This window comes from Anaeropeptidivorans aminofermentans, assembly GCF_940670685.1.
In the GTDB taxonomy this organism is placed as follows: domain Bacteria; phylum Bacillota; class Clostridia; order Lachnospirales; family UBA5962; genus Anaeropeptidivorans; species Anaeropeptidivorans aminofermentans.
The window spans coordinates 2,856,108-2,872,669 of record NZ_OW711693.1 but is presented as its reverse complement, the minus strand read 5'-3'; the positions used below and the strand labels follow the sequence as shown (position 1 = coordinate 2,872,669).

Genomic DNA, 16,562 nt, shown 5'->3' with positions numbered 1-16,562 from the left:
TAAAAACACAACCTGTGGCCTGTATAGCCTATATCTTTATCTTTTTAAATTCCCTTAGTTAGGCAAGAATATTCTGAAATATATAAATCCTGCAAATTTATTTTGCAGGATTTATTTCTTGTGATATTTAATAAGGCAGCGTCTTAGAAAAATTCTTCGTAGAGGTATTAATGGATTCTATGGCGACACTTCCGCCTCTTACAACTTCAAGAGAAGGAAATATGGATTTTACTGCATAAATGATATCATCATTTTTCTGAGCCGTATGAATAGATTCAAGAAGTATTTCCGATTTATTGTAATCTTTTACCGTAAGATTAAAGGCTTTGGCTATTCTGAAAGGTTCATCTTTATTGCTTTCCGTAAGCCCTTTTATTTTCATATAGAGTATTTCCTTCATATGAATTCTTACATTTGAAAGGTCTATAACCTTGATAACCTCTATACAGCGGTTCAGCTGTTTTTTTATCTGTTCAAAGGTTGCATCGTCTCCGTAGAGGGATATTGTCATCCGGGATACACTTTCGTCTTCGGTGGTCCCTACGGTGAGAGAATCCAGATTATAGGACTTTCCGGAGAAAAGGCCTGCTATTTTTGCCAGAACTCCCGGGTCGTTTTCTACATATAAGGCAATCCATCTTTTCTTCATTATGAGCCCTCCTATATATCTAAAATCATATCGCTTAAAGCATTTCCGCCGGGTACCATAGGGAAAACCATTTCATCCATATCAATAATAAATTCAATGATGGTAGGAGCGTTTTTATTGCTTTTTGCGAAATTAAATGCATTTTCTATTTCCGAAGGATCGGATACGCGAATGCCATAAGCTTCATAGGCTTCGGCAAGGGCTACGAAATCCGGCGTATAAGGCGGGCATGCATTTCCCGGGCCTTCACATCTTAATTCACAGGATTTTCTTCTTCTTATGCAGGTAGAGGAATAGCGCTTTGAAAAGAAAAGCTGCTGCCACTGGCGAACCATGCCCAGATAGGAATTATTGAATATGCATAATATCAAAGGCAGCTCATAAGATACTGCCGTGGCAAGCTCCTGAATGTTCATCTGCATGCCGCCGTCGCCGGAGATACAGATTACGTCTTTATTGGGGTTTCCGAATTTTGCCCCCATGGCTGCAGGAAAACCATAGCCCATTGTGCCAAGGCCGCCGGAAGTAAGGAATTTTGTGTCTCCATCCATGCTGATAAACTGGGAAGCCCACATCTGATGCTGCCCTACGTCTGTTACTACAACAGGGTCTTTAAACATCTCGTTTATTTTATCGATTATTTTTTTAGGGGTTAAGCCTTCCTTTTCTACTGTAGCAAGGGGGAAGCTATCCTTCCAGCTTTTTATATCCTTAAGCCATTCGGTTGTTTCATATTCTCCGGCGTATTCCCAAAGGGCGTTTATGGCATTTTTGGCGTCTGCTACGATGGGAATATCAACGGATATATTTCTTGATATGGAAGAAGGATCAATATCTATGTGAACAATTTTCGCGTTTTTTGCAAATTCACTTATTTTCCCTGTGATTCTGTCGTTAAATCGGGTTCCTATGGAGTAAAGAACGTCGCATTCCGATACGGCTCTGTTTGCCGCGTAAGAGCCATGCATACCGATATTGCCGATGTAATAGGGGCTTATGCTGTCTATGGCGCCTTTTCCCATAATTGTTGTTGCTACGGGGATTTTTGTTTTTTCCACAAGGGCGGTGAATTCTTTTTTGGACCCTGATATATTGACCCCTCCGCCGATGAGAAATAAGGGCTTTTTAGCATCATCAAGAAATTCCAAAGACTTTTTAAGCTGCCCTATATGTATCAAAGTAGAGGGTTTATAGCCTCTTATGGAAACGCTTTCAGGGTATTCGTCGCTTCCTAAGGCAAGCATAATATCTTTTGGAAGGTCTATTACCACAGGCCCGGGCCTTCCCGTAGCGGCTATATAAAATGCTTCTTTTATGATTCTGCCAAGGTCGTTTCTGTCGGTTACGGTTACGCCGTATTTGCAGATGCTTCTTGTGATGCCGATAATGTCCACCTCTTGAAAAGCGTCGTTTCCTATAAGGTGCATGGGAACCTGCCCTGTAAAGCATACAAGAGGTACAGAATCGTAATTTGCAGTTGCTATGCCCGTAACAAGGTTTGTTGCTCCCGGGCCGCTTGTAACGAGGCATACACCGGGTCTTCCGGTGCTTCTTGCATATCCGTCCGCTGCGTGAACCAAGGCCTGCTCATGCCTTGGGAGAATGATATCTATTTTATCCTGCTTATACAGCTCGTCAAAAATATCTATGGCGTATCCCCCGGGATAGGCAAATAGAGTGTCAACACCTTCCTCTACGAGAGATTTTACAAACATCTCCGTCCCTTTTAATTTCATATGACGCGCCTCCTTTTATATTTGAATTATGATGAACTGATAGTACTGCCGATTTACGTTTACTTTATTTTAAGTCTTCTGCGATTCAATATTATATTTGAACAAATATGAAACAGCAGCATTATCAATTTGCTTTTTCCTTATTTTATGGTATTTAAAGCAAGATACTTGAAACGGGATAAAAGCAATCTGGCTATATGGCGGAATAAAAGTAAATTAACTGTACAATATTAAAAAATTCACCCTAAGCATATGCTTAGGGTGAATAATATCACGGTACCACCTAAATTTAGATTAAAATCCCTTTATAGAGCACAAAAATACTATGCCCCTTCTCTATAACGGGAGAACCCGGCAAGGCCTACTGATAAAAACGTTCGGTTTGCTGCTCGAGGGCTACCTTCCATATAACCTGCTAAAGACTTTCACCTTAGAACCTTACGGGCTCCTTGCCTTCTCTCTGAAAGCGGAAGCTATATGTACTCCTCCCTGTCACTGCATTTTAATATATTGCATTAAAATATACCAGCATTTCTTATAATTGTCAATAAGATAATCAAAATTATTTTAAGATTATATATTTAATATTATTTAATAAGATTCAGCTTGCTTAAAGTTTAACCCGTTACTTCCTAAATTTATTTATTATATCGGTCTTATACCCGAATAAACATGCAATCGCAGCGCTGTGAATTTGCCGGAATAAAAGCAAATTCACTATATAGTAAATTAATTATGAAGAAGTAGCAAAAGCCTATTCCCGTCAAGCTCAAAACAGGGATTTTCTTCGGAAAGGTACATTTTGAACATGAGTAGATATGGTGGCTTTGCCGCTGTTTCACTTTAAATTTACTATGCCCTAAGTTTAGGTCTTTTTACCACAAAAAAATAAAACCTGCCTTGTACAAGGCAGGTTTTAAAACGAATTAAATATTATAGAACTTTGTAAATTCCTGGCTCATTTTTATATCTTCAAGCTGTTGAATCCATAAGCTGTAAGAAGCGTCGCTTGGCATACGCCAGTCGCCTCTTGGGGAAAGGCCGATTTCAACTGCCTTTGGCCCGTCAGGAGAGCAAGAACGTTTAAACTGCTGGGTAAAGAAGCGAACATAGAAATTTTTAAGCATGGATAAATATTGAAGCTTTGAATATTTATCGCCGAAGGCTCTTTCCGCAAGGAAAAGAATCTTCTTTGGGCAGAAGCCGTAATTCAGCATGTAATAAAGGAAAAAGTCGTTTATTTCGTAAGGCCCCATGATTTCTTCGGTTATCTGTACGGGGTTTCCGTTTTCAGAAGGGGGAAGGAGCTCGGGGCTTACGGGTGTATCTACAATATCAAGAAGTATCTTTGAAGTATTGCCGGAAAAATATTCCGAATTGGAAAGCCATGTAACGATGATTCTTACTAATGTTTTGGGAATTCCGCAGTTTACGTTATACATACTCATATGGTCTCCGTTATATGTGGTAAAGCCAAGGGCAAGCTCGCTTAAATCCCCTGTGCCTACAACAATGGCGTTTTCCATATTTGCGATGTCCATAGCTATTTGAGTGCGTTCCCTCGCCTGGGCGTTTTCAAAGGTAGCGTCATGAGTATTGATATCATGGCCTATATTTTTAAAGTGCTCTATACAGGCATCCTTAATGCTGATTTCTCTTAAGGTTATGCCAAGAGAAAGAGCAAGCTCTTTTGCGTTATTATAGGTCCTGCCGGTGGTTCCAAAGCCCGGCATTGTTATTCCTATTATATTTTCTCTGGGTAAGCCCAGAAAGTCATGAGATTTTACCACGGTTAAAAGGGCTAGTGTTGAATCAAGGCCTCCCGATATGGCGATGACGGATTTTTTTATGTCTGTATGCTCAAGCCTTCTTGCAAGGCCGATATATTGAATATGAAACATATCCTCACAGCATTTGGACTTTTCTTCAGGGTCGTCCGGGAGGAAGGGATTTTGGGGATTGGGGCGTAAAAGCTCCGCTGGGTCTGATAATGTTAAGGGAATGTCTACAAAGCGGAAATCCTTTCTTCCGCCGTTTTGGGAGCATGCCATAAAACCGTTATTTTTCTGCCTTTCTTTTCTGATAAGCTCAAAGTCCAGGTCGGCGATTAAAATATAAGGGTCTTTATTGAAACGGCTGCTTTCTCTTAAAACCGAGCCGTTTTCACAAATAAGGCTGTGGCCGCTGAAAACCATATCCGTAGTAGATTCTCCGATTCCTGAGGCACAGTAGGCATAGGCGCATATAGTTCTGCTGGACTGGCCTGTTACGATGGCACGCCTTGTGTTTTGCTTGGCAAATATTTCACTGCTTGCGGAAAGGTTCAGGATAAGGTTTGCGCCTGCAAGAGCCTGATAAGAACTTGGAGGAATAGGCTCCCATAAGTCTTGGCATATTTCAACGCCTATGATAGGGCCGCCATTGTTACAGTTGAATAAGATATCGTAACCCATGGGAACCGTTTGCCCGCAAAGTTCTATGGTTTTCCAAGGCATGTCATAGGCTGGGGAGAACCAGCGCTTTTCGTAAAACTCTTCACTGTTGGGAAGATAAGTTTTCGGTATAATACCCATGATTTTTCCTAAATGGGAAATGGCAGCGCAGTTAAAAAGCTGATTTTTAGCGCTGATGGGAAGCCCCGTAGCGATTACCATATCAATATCCTTTGTGGCTTCTAAAAGCATTCCAAGGGATTTTTCCGCACCTGAAATCAAAGTGCTTTGGAAGAACAAATCAGCACAGGTATATCCTGTGATGCAAAGCTCTGGAAAAACCAGCACATTGACGCCTTGTTCTTCCGCCTGATATATTAAATTAATTATTTCTTCAATATTCGAGCTGCAATCAGCAACCTTAACTTTAGGTACCGCCACACCGACTCTGACTAGATTGAGCATAATACACCTCACATTTTTTAATAAAGTCATGCTAATTATAGCATATAAAGCCGTTAATATAAAGAAATTACTAAATATTTAAGAAGTATTGGCGTAACATAAAATAAATATTTATTTTATGTTGAAATCAGGTATTTTCAAAAGAACAGGTCATAAATCTTTACCAGAATATGTATCTGAATTACGGACAAGTATGCGCGGTTTTAACAAAGGGAACAATAGGCCATAAAATTTTATTTTTTAAAATAAATCCTTATAACTCCTCTTATATGCAGGCTTATACATATATAAACCAATAAATTCTATATAGAAAAAATAATGGGAATAATCTCTGTTTTACCGACACTTTGCATAATAAGATTGCAAGCTCAAGAATTCATCTAACAAATTTAGTATATTTTGATATTTAATATTTCACTAAAATGGATTTAATGATACTTCGGAATATATCCAGGGAGCAATAGCGCTTTAGCCAGTATTGACTATGTTTTTTTCGTGTACTATAATGTGATTGGTTGAAAACAAGAGTATATGGCTTTAGAATATTACAAATTTTACCCCTATGCCGAAGGTTCCGGGAAGGCTTTTATGGTCTTTTCTGGGGGCTGCATTTCGGATATTCCGGGAGAGTTCAAAGGGAAATAGGCCTTAAGCCGATTTTTTCAAGAATATCCATATTTCTTTAAATTGTATTACCATAAAGAGCTTAGAATTATATTTAAGATAATTTTATCAGATGGGAAGAGTCGAATATGAATATTAGTGAAAGTGACTACAAGTATATACTTAGTGTTCTTAAAAAAGAGCTGGTTCCTGCCAGCGGCTGCACAGAGCCTATAGCAATAGCATACGCTGCTGCTACAGCTCGATTTTATCTTGGAGAAGAGCCGGAAAAGCTCACAGTAAAATGTTCGGGAAATGTTATTAAAAACGTTAAGGGCGTAACTGTTCCCAATACAGGAGGCCTTAAAGGCGTTCGGGCTGCCGCCATAGTTGGAACTTTAGGGGGCGACCACGAGAAGAAGCTTGAAGTAATATCCAATATAAGCGATGCAGTTATTAAAAAGATACATGAGCTTGTTGACACGGACTATTGTTCAGTAGAGCTTTTAGATACGGAAGAAAAGCTTTATATCATAGTTAATGCGATAAAAGGCGACCATATCTGCGAAGTTTCTATATATGGTTCCCATACCCATATCGTTAAAATAGTTAAAAACGGCGAAATTCTTTTTGACGATGAATCCAGTGACTTGAAGTCTGAAAGCGATACATACGATAAAAATAAATTCTGCCTTGATAATATTATTGATTTTTCAGACAATGTAAATCTTGACGATGTAAAAGAAATTCTTGAAAGACAGATAGAATTCAATATAAACAGCGCTAATGAAGGCCTTTCAAATAATTACGGTATAACCGTAGGCGCCACCTTAAAAGAAGGTGCTACGAATGTTTTTGAGCTTGCCAAGGCTTATGCCGCAGCCGCAAGCGAAGCGAGAATGGGCGGCTGCAATCTGCCAATCGTTACCAATTCAGGAAGCGGAAATCAGGGGATTACTGTATCCGTACCTGTAATTATATATGCCAGGGAAAAAAATATAGATAAAGATACTTTTTACAGGGCCCTTACATTAAGCAATCTCATGGCAATAAGGATAAAAATAGGCATAGGCAAGCTTTCGGCATTCTGCGGAGCAGTAAGCGCCGCCTGCGGAAGCGCTGTAGCCATAACTTATATAGAGGGCGGAAGAAAGCAGCAGATAGAATATACCATAAAAAATATGCTTGGCAATGTCTCCGGCGTAGTCTGCGACGGAGCGAAAATATCCTGTGCACTGAAAATAGCCTCTGCTCTTGATGCAGGCGCTATAGCTCATAAGCTTGCAATGAAAAATCAGGTGCTTGAAAAGGATACGGGCATTATAAAAGAAGATATTGAAGAAACCATTGATGGTATCGGCCGCCTTGGAAGCGAAGGCATGAGAGAAACAGATAAGGTAATACTCGATATGATGACTGCCGGGCATTGTTAATAGTAAAATAGATTTTTATCACTTCAAGGCTATTTTACTAAATATGCCGTTAATTTCAAGGAATAATCCATTTTTTACACATAGAAACGGATAATTTTTAATTTATTTATCACGCCTAAGGCCTTTAAGCGCTTTAGGCGTTTTTAAAAATAATTTAAAATGATTATTGACAAAACAGTATAAGGGCAATACTATAAAACAATAATTTGTTATACTGTTATAAATAGCTCCTAGAGCATAAAAACTTAAAATCAATATATAGTAAATTTAAAATCAAACAGTATGAAACCGTATATTTGCTTTGGCTTAAAAATGCACTGTTTCCTGCGAAAAGCCGTATTCTTAAGTCTATAGCGGGCTGGGTTTGTTACTTCTTTGCTAGAAATTTACTATAATGGAGATTCTATATCATAGGATATTTTCTTAAAAAGAGGAGGCCTTTCAATGACAAGCAAAAACAAGACATTATTCCTTGTGCAATTTAGCGTTCTTTTAGCCATAGAAGCAATATTTTGCTTTACACCTTTAGGATCGCTTCCGGCTTTAGGCCCTATTGTAGCGACCTTGGCAATGGTTCCTGTATCTATTACGGCTGTACTTTTGGGTACGAAAGCCGGCACAATGATGGGAGCTTTTGCCGGATTGTTCAGTTTCTTAGTTTGGACATTCATGCCGCCGATGCCTTTAATGGCATTTATATTTACCCCCTTTTATTCATTGGGAGAGTTTTCGGGCAACTTCGGCAGTCTGCTTATTTGCTTTGTTCCCCGTATTTTAGTAGGTACAGTAACAGGGGTTTCCTATAAATACTTTTCAGAGGCCCTTCATAAAAAAGCTGTATTTTCTATTTCCATAAGCGCAGCCTTGGGAAGCCTTGCAAATACATTTGGCGTTATGGGCGGCATATGGCTCTTTTTTGGAGATCAATATGCCTCTATTGCAGGACAGACCATGATTTATATTATCGGGATTACAATTTTAACAAGCGGCATTCCTGAAGCTATTGTAAGCGCCATACTTTCTTCAGCAGTATGCAGGCCTTTAAAAACCCTGTTGGAAAGAAGAGGGTAAAAATATCCTTATAATAAACTTTGGATTGTTCGTAATCCAAAGAGTTAGGACCTAAGCGCAGGGTATTTGTAAACCATCTGCCCTGCTTTCTAAGTTCGTGCTTCTTTATAATTAATAAAAAAGAGCCTTGAAAAGCATAAGTTTTTCAAGGCTCTTGTCATAGTTTTTAACCAAGAGATGTATTGCCGGACATTGCAAGCTTTCCCTTTATTTCATCACACTGCATGGGGGTTGCTGCCGGTGATGGGTTGTAATAGCCTTTTTGTTCAGCTATTTTGTATAAATCATACTGGCCTTTTTCGTCGCTGTCTCTCATCTGCTGGAATTTCTGTCTTAAATTCTGATTTGAGCATTCGCTGATTACCTTGGCATAGGTTCCCAAGCTTGACTTTAATCCGCCTAATATATCGTATACCATGTCTTTTTCCTGCATTTTATGCCTCCTATAACATATTAATTAAATCTTGAGCGTTTTTAGCCGCGTCCATTGAAGATTGGTGGAACATCTGCTTAATTTGAGGGTCCTGGCATCTTTCAGCGTATTCCATAAGCTTTGCAGCAGATGTAATATGGTTGCCTACTACTTCTCTGATCGCATTAAGCTCCATTTGGTTTAAATTTGTCATCTGTTACGAATCTCCTTTCACTATGCAATGATATGTTTCGATGTTATTCTGGATTATTTTTCATATAAATATGCATATATTTCTAAAATTGTCTATCCTTTTTTTACCATTTTACCAAGCCCAATTGTAAATATATATTTACGAAAGAAAAGTATGAGCAAAAACCATGTTTATGTTATAATGTGGATAAAACTAAGCTTTGCTTGGTTTTATCCACGAATACATTTCACTTCGTGAAATGTATGAGCAGAGCCTAAGTTTATGATATAATGCTATACAAAACTTTCCATTAGAGTATGAAGCCCAATAAAAAGTCTATTTTGCCATGGAAATGCGACTTCATCATCGAAGTTACTTGAAATAGGTTTTCTTGCAAAGATTTTTTTAGCTTTAAAGATAAAAAATGTATCTCTGATGTAAAATATAAAATAAACTAATGTTTATTTTATATTTTTGTTGGTGTGACTGTTTTCGGACACACTCTAGAAAAATTTTACCTAATCTGCAGCACTTTCTATTACTTTTTCCTGAAAATGTATTAGATTCACAGTTTATTCACACAATATTCATTAATAAGAATTAAAATATTTGAGGATTCTTATGATGGCAATTTATAACAAATTTAATTTAAGCTTTCTGAAAAGGCTTAAAATAATAACATTAAATTTGGAGGGATCATTTTGATTGAAGTTAAAAACCTCACTAAACGGTATGGAAGCAATTTAGCCATAGATGATTTGAATTTTACTGTTTCAGACGGCGAGATTGTAGGTTTTTTAGGCCCTAACGGTGCAGGGAAAACGACCACCATGAACATTATGACAGGCTATCTTTCCCCGACGGAAGGCACAGTCGTTATCAATGGAAAGGATATTTTAGATGACCCCATTGGGGCGAAGATGAATATCGGATATCTGCCTGATGTGCCGCCTTTATACGGCAATATGTTTGTGGAGGAATATCTTGAATTTGTCTGCGACATAAAAAAGGTCAAAAAAGCAGGCAGAGCAGAGCATCTAAACCATATCATGGAAACGGTCAAAATATCCGAGGTAAAACAAAGGATTTTGAAAAATTTATCCAAAGGCTACAGACAAAGAGTAGGCCTTGCCCAAGCCATGATAGGAAGCCCCGATGTTATTATTCTTGACGAACCATCATCAGGTCTTGACCCTAAGCAGATTATAGAGATGCGAGAGGTTATAAAGGAGCTTGGTAAAAAGCATACAGTCATTTTATCAAGCCATATTTTATCTGAGGTTTCGGCGGTATGCTCAAGAATTATTATTATGAATAAAGGCAAAATCGTTGCCAGCGGAGAGCCGGACAAACTTTCCGCAAGCCTTTCAGGCAATCACAATATCTTATTAAGAGTAAAAGGCGACGGCAAAGATGCCCTTAAAATATTTGAAGAATGCCCTGATATATCTTCAGCTTCTGTTAAGCCGCCAAAAGAAGAAGGAACAGCCGACATAGAAGTATCGGGCAAAGAAGGAATGGACATAAGAGAAAAGGCCTTTGAGCTCATGGCAGAAAATGGGATTACAGTTCTTATGCTGAAGCCTCTGGACCTTACTTTAGAAGAAACATTCCTTAAAATTACAGCAGATTCCTCAAGAATAGACGTTGATACAGTAGAAGAATATGAAGAAGCTTCTTTAGATAATGAAAGAGAAACAGAAGAGGCAGTTTCTGAAATAGAAGAAGATTTTGTGCAGGAAAATAACCAAGAGGAGGATGAAAAAAATGACGGCAATAATTAAAAAAGAACTTAAGTCTTATTTTACAAATATGTCAGGTTATATTTTCTTATTTTTCTTTGTCCTTCTTACTGCGGTTTTTTATTTTATGAATAATGTTCTCGCAGGAAACGGAGATTATTATATCACCATCATAAGCACGACTATTTTATTCCTTATTATGATTCCCATGATTACCATGCGGCTTTTTGCAGAAGAGCAAAGCCAGAAAACAGACCAGCTTTTATATACCTCTCCTATTTCCGTATCCGGTATCGTTTTGGGAAAGTTTTTTGCAGCGGTAATCCTTCTTGGCATAGCCCTTATAATAACAGGCTTATTTCCTTTGATGCTGAACCCTTACGGCACACTTCCTGTAAGCAGGATTTTAGGTACTTATTTAGGCTATTTTCTGCTGGGAACATGTTTTATTTCTGTAGGGATATTTATATCGGTCCTTACAAACAGCCAGATAACCGCCGCCATAGGAACCTTTGCAGCCGTATTCGGCTTTTATGTATCCGACGGCTTTATTGCAAACCTTCCTTCAGACAGGATAAGCTCGATTGTGTTTATTGCAATCCTTACTTTAATTATTTCCTATGTTCTTTATGACAGTACAAAAAATATAAAGCTTGCCCTTATTCTGTTTTTGCTTATTTGCGGAATATGCGGTGCTGTATATTATTTAGGCCCTGAACTATACGACGGCCTTATTGTAAAGGCGCTTAAATTTATATCCCTTATGTCAAGATTCGGCAGCTTTTCTATGGGGGTAATAAGCCTTTCGGATTTAATATATTATTTTACTTTTGCTTTTGCGTTTAATTACTTTACAATAAACGTAATTGAAAAAAGAAGATGGGCTTAGGAGGGAACAGAATGAATAAATCCGGTGAAAGCACATTTAAATCCAGAAAAACAAGATACGGCGCATTTTCAACCTTAACGGCTGTATTTGTCATAGCAATTTTAATCGTTATAAACCTTGTGATGGAAAAAGTCAATTTAAATTGGGATTTGACTCCCGACAGATTTTATTCCGTTTCCGATAAAACAAAAGAGGTACTTTCAGAAAATGATAAGGATGTAACCATCTATACTCTTTTTAAAACAGGAGAAGAAGTTGCCATGTATTCTCAGATGCTTGAGGAATACGAAGCCCTTCCCCATATAACAGTTGAAAACAAAGACCCTTATTTAAACGTTGCCTTTATTGAAAAGTATAAAGAAGAAGGAAAGGATATTCCGGTTAACAGCGTAATCGTCCAAGGGCCTTCAAAAAGCAAGGTAATTTATGCCAGCGAGCTTTTTTCAACGACCTTTGACTACTATACTTTATCGGAAACTGTTTCTACCATAGATTTTGAACCAAGAATCACAAGCGCAATAAAATATGTTACTTCGGAAAATACTTATAATATATATAAAATAACAGGCCACGGCGAATCAGACCTTAGCGAAAACTACAAAAAACAGATTTCCTCATCTAACTTCGACCTGAAAGAGCTGAACCTCTACAGCACAGGCGCCATTCCGGAAGATGCGTCCATTCTTCTTGTTACGACGCCGGCTATGGACTGGGCCTTGGAAGAAGCGGAGCTTGTTAAAACCTATCTTGAATACGGCGGGAAGGCAATTTTCTTTGTTGATTTTACGAATACGGCTCTTCCGGCTTTAAAAAGCGTCGTGAATTCTTATGGCGTTGATTTGGAAGATAATATTGTAATTGAAGGCGATACGGCCCATATGATTCCTATGAACGGGTCCTATAATCCCCTTTATATTGCGCCGAAGCTTTTACAGCACGGCATAAACAATTCTGTTATGGATTCAGGCTATTCTGTGCTGATGCCTGAAACAAGGCCCCTTAAGATGCTTGATGTAAAAAGAGATACCATAAACATAGAAAAACTTATGGTAAGCTCCGACTCGTCTTATATAAAGGATTTGAGCGGAAATATCTCCACCCTTAATTATGAAACGGGAGATACGAAAGGGCCTTTTGACCTTGGATATGCCATAACGGAAAATTACTCAGCCTCTCTTACGAAAGAAACCACAAAGATTATTGTTTTAGGCTCTACCTCCCTTATTAACGATTCCTATAACAACGGGGCAAATTCTCTTTTGATGATGAACATGCTTAACTGGCTTCAAGACGAAAAGGAAGATATTTATATACCCGGAAAGCCTGTTTTAAACAGTGCCCTTAACTTTACTTCCTATAACGAAATATTAAAAATATTCATAGTAAGCTTTGTAGTTCTTCCTGTAATCATAATTGTTTCAGGGATTACCGTCTATATCAGGAGGCGTAACAAATAATGAAGAAAAGAGCTATGACCTTAGGTATTTCCGCAGTAATCTTAATAGCCCTTATAGCCGTATATTTTTTCGTAGGCAATGAAAATAAGGAAGAAGATATGAAAGAGGACCCGACGGCCAATCTCGTTTACCTTACTCAAAAAACAAGAGAAGATATTGATAGGGCTATCATCAGAAACAGCAAAGGAGAAATTGACTTTGCAGCAGACAGAACAGGGGATATAAGATGGAATGTTTCCGGAAGCGAAAGTCTTAAGCTTGACGATTCCCTTGTAAGCGTATTTATGAGAACGGCGGCGGAATTAAGGGGAAGAAAGCTTGAAGAAGCGGGAAGCCCCGAAGAATACGGCCTGAATAATTCTTCGTCTGCAGAAATCCACTTTACCGACGGAAATGTTGTAAATATTAAAGTAGGAAAGCGTACCCCCGATGAACAGTATTATTATGCTTCCGTTGACGGTAAAGATGGAATTTACCTTATTGATATGGTGGAAGGCAGAAGGTTTGAGCAGTCCCTTAATGACCTTATAGACCACAAGGCAAAAACCATAGACACCGGCTCCTTAAAGGAAATATATATAAAGAAGCAAGGAGAAGAGGCCCTGAAATACTATGAGGGCTATCCCAAGGGAATAGAGTATATTACAAGGTTAAGTCCTTCTTTAATAAGCCCCGAAGATGGAATATTACTTGCCAAGGCGAGCATTAACACTATATTGGGGCCTTTGGGGGCATTGCAATTTGATGAAATCATATCGCTCAACGACAATAATCTTGAAGAATACGGTCTTTTGGCACCTTCCCTTGAAATAAGCCTTAAAACCGAAAAGGACGAGCTTAATTTCCTCATCGGAAAAGAGGCGGAAGGCAATAAAGTCTATTTTAAATATGCTTCTGAGCCTTATATTTACACGATAGATAAATCCCTTGTACTTCCTGTGATGCAAATGAAAAAGGATGACCTTTTATCGAAGCATTTATCCTTTGTGGACATAGCCTATGTCGAAAAGGCCGTAATAAGCGCTTTAGACAAAAAATACGAGATTATCCCCAACTATTATGAGGAAGTAAAAGGAGACGTAAAAAGCGCGGCTTATAAGCCTACCATAAACAATAAGCCTGTGAATGAAACGGAATATAAAAAGTATTACGAGATATTAAAGCTTATGCCCTGGGACGGCAGAATAAATGATTTTGAAGCAAGCGGGGAGCCTGCGGCAGTTATAAAATATTATGCTGAAATACCTGCTGAAAGCATAAATAAAGAAATTAACGACGGAAGGGCTTCAGAACTTTTCGACAGAGCAGGGGAAAGAAAAGCATATGAAGTAGAGATTCAATTCTATAATTATAACGAGAATTACTATGCAGTTAAAAGAAGCGGATTTGAGGATACCTTCCTTGTAAATAAGAGACATATGAAGGATATTGTTGAAAGAACAGAGCTTCTTATGGAAAAGGGCGAATAAGGCTTCAAGTAAATTTAAATTAAACATTAACTTACTGTAAAAATAAGGGCGAAATTAACTTCGCCCTTATTTTGTGCCTTTTAAAGAGATAAATGACGCTACATTTAAGAAATAATTATGTTGCCTATTGCATATAAAGCTTGTTAGAATATATAGGGAATTAACTTTTGCATATTTAGAAAATATTAGCAGGCAAGTTTAAAATCAAATGAATCTTAGTTTCCAAATGATTCTTTTAAGGTTTGCTGACTATAGTAAAGAAATTAATAAATAGTAATAAAAAACATATATTTTATACTTAGTGAACCTGAAAGCACTTACAATGAAGCTATATAGTAAATTTAAAGTTAAACGGTAACAAAACCGTATATTCACGGGGATTTAAAAATGTACTGTTTCCGAAGGAAATCCGTGTTTTGAATCCCTTGTGAATAGGTTTTTGTTACTTCTTTATGTGAAATTTACTATAAAATTGTTTTCAGGTGAACATTCCCTTATAGTCAACAAAGAGTTTTTATCTTTGTCAAAGATGAATGGCTTAAATACAGAGGTTTTATATATTTAGGACGTTTATGAAAAATAGGTTTTATTACTACCTTAAAGTTGTTTTGCTTTATATAGTCAAATTGGTTTTATAAAACTGTCAATAGAATAGTTGACGGTAAATGAAGGAGGAAAATATGATTAAGCGGATTTTAGCAGTAGTTATTGCATCAATTTTTGTTTTTTCAGCATGCGGCAGGGAAGGAAAAGAAGATGATAATCCTTCTGCACCTTCAGAGGAAGCATCTGGAGTCTCAAGAGATAAAGAGGAAGTTCCTGAGGAGCCTAAGGAAGAAGGCCCAGATTTAACAGGCCTTGCCATAGATCCCCTTACAGGTCTTTACATAGATGAAAAAGAAACCGGAAAAAGACCCTATGCCGTTGTAATAAATAATTTGCCTAAGGCCCTCCCACAAAGCGGAATATCTCAGGCGGATATTCTATATGAGGTTTTGGCAGAAGGGGGAATAACCCGCCTGATAGCCATATTTAAAGATTTTGACAGTAAAAAAATAGGCTCTGTACGAAGCACAAGACCGTATTTTCTTGACTTTGCCATAGATAATGATGCTATTTTTGTCCATCACGGGGGAAGCGAGCAGGGATATGCCGATATACGCCGTTTGGGATACGACCATTTAGACGGAATGCAGCTTGACGGAAAAACCTTTGTAAGAGATAAAGAAAGGCTCAGTAAGCCCGGAATGTACGAGCATTCTTCCTTTACCGCAGCGGAATTGCTTAAGAGCGAAGCTTCCGCAAAGGGTTTTCGCCTCGAGCTTAAAGAAGAATACGAGGCGCCTTTTGATTTTTATTCAGAAACTGAGGAGATGCCTAAAGGAGATGCAGCGTTCAATATAACCGTGCCTTTTGCTCCTCAAAGCCAGGTGGGATATTTTGAATATGACAAGGAAGAAGAAAAGTATTTAAGGTTTCAAAATGGAAATAAGCATATAGACAGCGAGAATAATGAGCAGCTTAAGGTAAATAATATAATTATTCAATACGTCGGCATGAAAGTAATAGACAATGAGGGAAGAAGAGAATTCGATAATATTGGAAGCGGAGACGGTCTTTTAATTACAAAGGGAGTTTCCTATCCCATAAAATGGTCTAAGGCGGGAAAGCTTGAGCCTACCTTATGGACAGATGAAAAGGGAGATAAAATAAAGCTTAACCCCGGCAAAACCTGGATATGTGTTTTTCAAAAGGGCTCTGAAATTATAATTGAAGACGGAAGCGAAAAACCGCAGGAATCCCCAAGACCTTAATAAAGTTCACTTATACTTGATAAAATAAAACAATCGTATTTATCAATTTACTTTTACTTTATTTCATGCCCTATCCGCCTGTTTTTATACAGCCGGAATAAAAGTAAATTGACGATATAAAAGGACTGTGAAGAAAAGACGGCAATTAAGATATATAGTAAAACAAATAAATGCTGCAAAAAACTTATATTCGGAAT

Annotated in this window: 12 protein-coding genes and 1 other annotated feature; of the genes, 7 read left to right on the top strand and 5 right to left on the bottom strand. The window is 38.0% G+C overall.

Translation table 11 applies throughout. From position 1 onward, the window contains the following. Positions 1-127 precede the first annotated feature (127 nt). The 3 genes from ilvN to NBX03_RS12085 all read right to left on the bottom strand — a co-directional run bounded on the left by ilvN (position 128) and on the right by NBX03_RS12085 (position 5,282). Positions 128-649, bottom strand: a complete 522-nt coding sequence (gene ilvN / locus NBX03_RS12095) for an acetolactate synthase small subunit (protein ID WP_250228026.1) — start codon at positions 647-649, stop codon at positions 128-130. A gap of 11 nt (positions 650-660) precedes the next feature. Further along, positions 661-2,385, bottom strand: coding sequence for a biosynthetic-type acetolactate synthase large subunit (gene ilvB / locus NBX03_RS12090; protein ID WP_250228025.1), 1,725 nt, complete (start codon positions 2,383-2,385; stop codon positions 661-663). 254 nt (positions 2,386-2,639) lie between these two features. Continuing rightward, positions 2,640-2,890 (bottom strand) — a binding site (T-box leader). 421 nt (positions 2,891-3,311) lie between these two features. Continuing rightward, positions 3,312-5,282 carry an NAD(+) synthase gene (locus tag NBX03_RS12085; RefSeq protein WP_250228024.1) on the bottom strand — a complete coding sequence of 657 codons (1,971 nt, stop codon included), beginning with the start codon at positions 5,280-5,282 and terminating at the stop codon, positions 3,312-3,314. A gap of 752 nt (positions 5,283-6,034) precedes the next feature. Between NBX03_RS12085 and NBX03_RS12080 the strand changes: the two genes are divergently transcribed. Continuing rightward, complete coding sequence (locus NBX03_RS12080) at positions 6,035-7,318, top strand: L-cysteine desulfidase family protein (RefSeq protein ID WP_250228023.1); 1,284 nt, start codon at positions 6,035-6,037, stop codon at positions 7,316-7,318. A 444-nt stretch (positions 7,319-7,762) separates the two neighbouring features. Beyond that, positions 7,763-8,389, top strand: a complete 627-nt coding sequence (locus tag NBX03_RS12075; protein ID WP_250228022.1) for an ECF transporter S component — start codon at positions 7,763-7,765, stop codon at positions 8,387-8,389. A gap of 166 nt (positions 8,390-8,555) precedes the next feature. Here NBX03_RS12075 and NBX03_RS12070 read toward each other — a convergent pair whose 3' ends face one another. Together NBX03_RS12070 and NBX03_RS12065 are read right to left on the bottom strand one after the other, a co-directional pair. Continuing rightward, entirely contained in the window at positions 8,556-8,822 is a 267-nt protein-coding gene (locus tag NBX03_RS12070) for a spore coat protein (protein WP_250228021.1), read from the bottom strand. A gap of 10 nt (positions 8,823-8,832) precedes the next feature. Beyond that, a complete protein-coding gene (locus NBX03_RS12065; RefSeq protein ID WP_250228020.1) occupies positions 8,833-9,015 on the bottom strand; it encodes a hypothetical protein in 183 nt (60 codons plus the stop codon). Between the two features lie 680 nt (positions 9,016-9,695). Here NBX03_RS12065 and NBX03_RS12060 point away from each other — a divergent pair. From NBX03_RS12060 to NBX03_RS12040, 5 genes are all read left to right on the top strand, one after another. Next, positions 9,696-10,778, top strand: a complete 1,083-nt coding sequence (locus NBX03_RS12060) for an ABC transporter ATP-binding protein (protein WP_250228019.1) — start codon at positions 9,696-9,698, stop codon at positions 10,776-10,778. After that, positions 10,762-11,625, top strand: a complete 864-nt coding sequence (locus NBX03_RS12055) for an ABC transporter permease (protein WP_250228018.1) — start codon at positions 10,762-10,764, stop codon at positions 11,623-11,625. Before NBX03_RS12060 ends, NBX03_RS12055 begins: the two co-directional genes overlap by 17 nt. 11 nt (positions 11,626-11,636) lie before the next feature. Further along, a complete protein-coding gene (locus NBX03_RS12050) occupies positions 11,637-13,082 on the top strand; it encodes a GldG family protein (RefSeq protein ID WP_250228017.1) in 1,446 nt (481 codons plus the stop codon). After that, complete coding sequence (locus tag NBX03_RS12045) at positions 13,082-14,551, top strand: DUF4340 domain-containing protein (RefSeq protein WP_250228016.1); 1,470 nt, start codon at positions 13,082-13,084, stop codon at positions 14,549-14,551. Before NBX03_RS12050 ends, NBX03_RS12045 begins: the two co-directional genes overlap by 1 nt. A gap of 680 nt (positions 14,552-15,231) precedes the next feature. Further along, positions 15,232-16,365 (top strand): DUF3048 domain-containing protein, encoded by a 1,134-nt coding sequence (locus tag NBX03_RS12040; protein WP_250228015.1) that lies wholly within the window; start codon positions 15,232-15,234, stop codon positions 16,363-16,365. Positions 16,366-16,562: the final 197 nt, after the last annotated feature.

What these genes read in the sequence shown, in the direction of transcription:
- NBX03_RS12050 (WP_250228017.1), top strand. Translation starts at nt 11,637, where the DNA reads ATGAATAAATCCGGTGAAAGCACATTTAAATCCAGAAAAACAAGATAC.
- ilvN (WP_250228026.1), bottom strand. Translation starts at nt 649, where the DNA reads ATGAAGAAAAGATGGATTGCCTTATATGTAGAAAACGACCCGGGAGTT.
- NBX03_RS12045 (WP_250228016.1), top strand. Translation starts at nt 13,082, where the DNA reads ATGAAGAAAAGAGCTATGACCTTAGGTATTTCCGCAGTAATCTTAATA.
- ilvB (WP_250228025.1), bottom strand. Translation starts at nt 2,385, where the DNA reads ATGAAATTAAAAGGGACGGAGATGTTTGTAAAATCTCTCGTAGAGGAA.
- NBX03_RS12075 (WP_250228022.1), top strand. Translation starts at nt 7,763, where the DNA reads ATGACAAGCAAAAACAAGACATTATTCCTTGTGCAATTTAGCGTTCTT.
- NBX03_RS12085 (WP_250228024.1), bottom strand. Translation starts at nt 5,282, where the DNA reads ATGCTCAATCTAGTCAGAGTCGGTGTGGCGGTACCTAAAGTTAAGGTT.
- NBX03_RS12070 (WP_250228021.1), bottom strand. Translation starts at nt 8,822, where the DNA reads ATGCAGGAAAAAGACATGGTATACGATATATTAGGCGGATTAAAGTCA.
- NBX03_RS12065 (WP_250228020.1), bottom strand. Translation starts at nt 9,015, where the DNA reads ATGACAAATTTAAACCAAATGGAGCTTAATGCGATCAGAGAAGTAGTA.
- NBX03_RS12040 (WP_250228015.1), top strand. Translation starts at nt 15,232, where the DNA reads ATGATTAAGCGGATTTTAGCAGTAGTTATTGCATCAATTTTTGTTTTT.
- NBX03_RS12055 (WP_250228018.1), top strand. Translation starts at nt 10,762, where the DNA reads ATGACGGCAATAATTAAAAAAGAACTTAAGTCTTATTTTACAAATATG.
- NBX03_RS12080 (WP_250228023.1), top strand. Translation starts at nt 6,035, where the DNA reads ATGAATATTAGTGAAAGTGACTACAAGTATATACTTAGTGTTCTTAAA.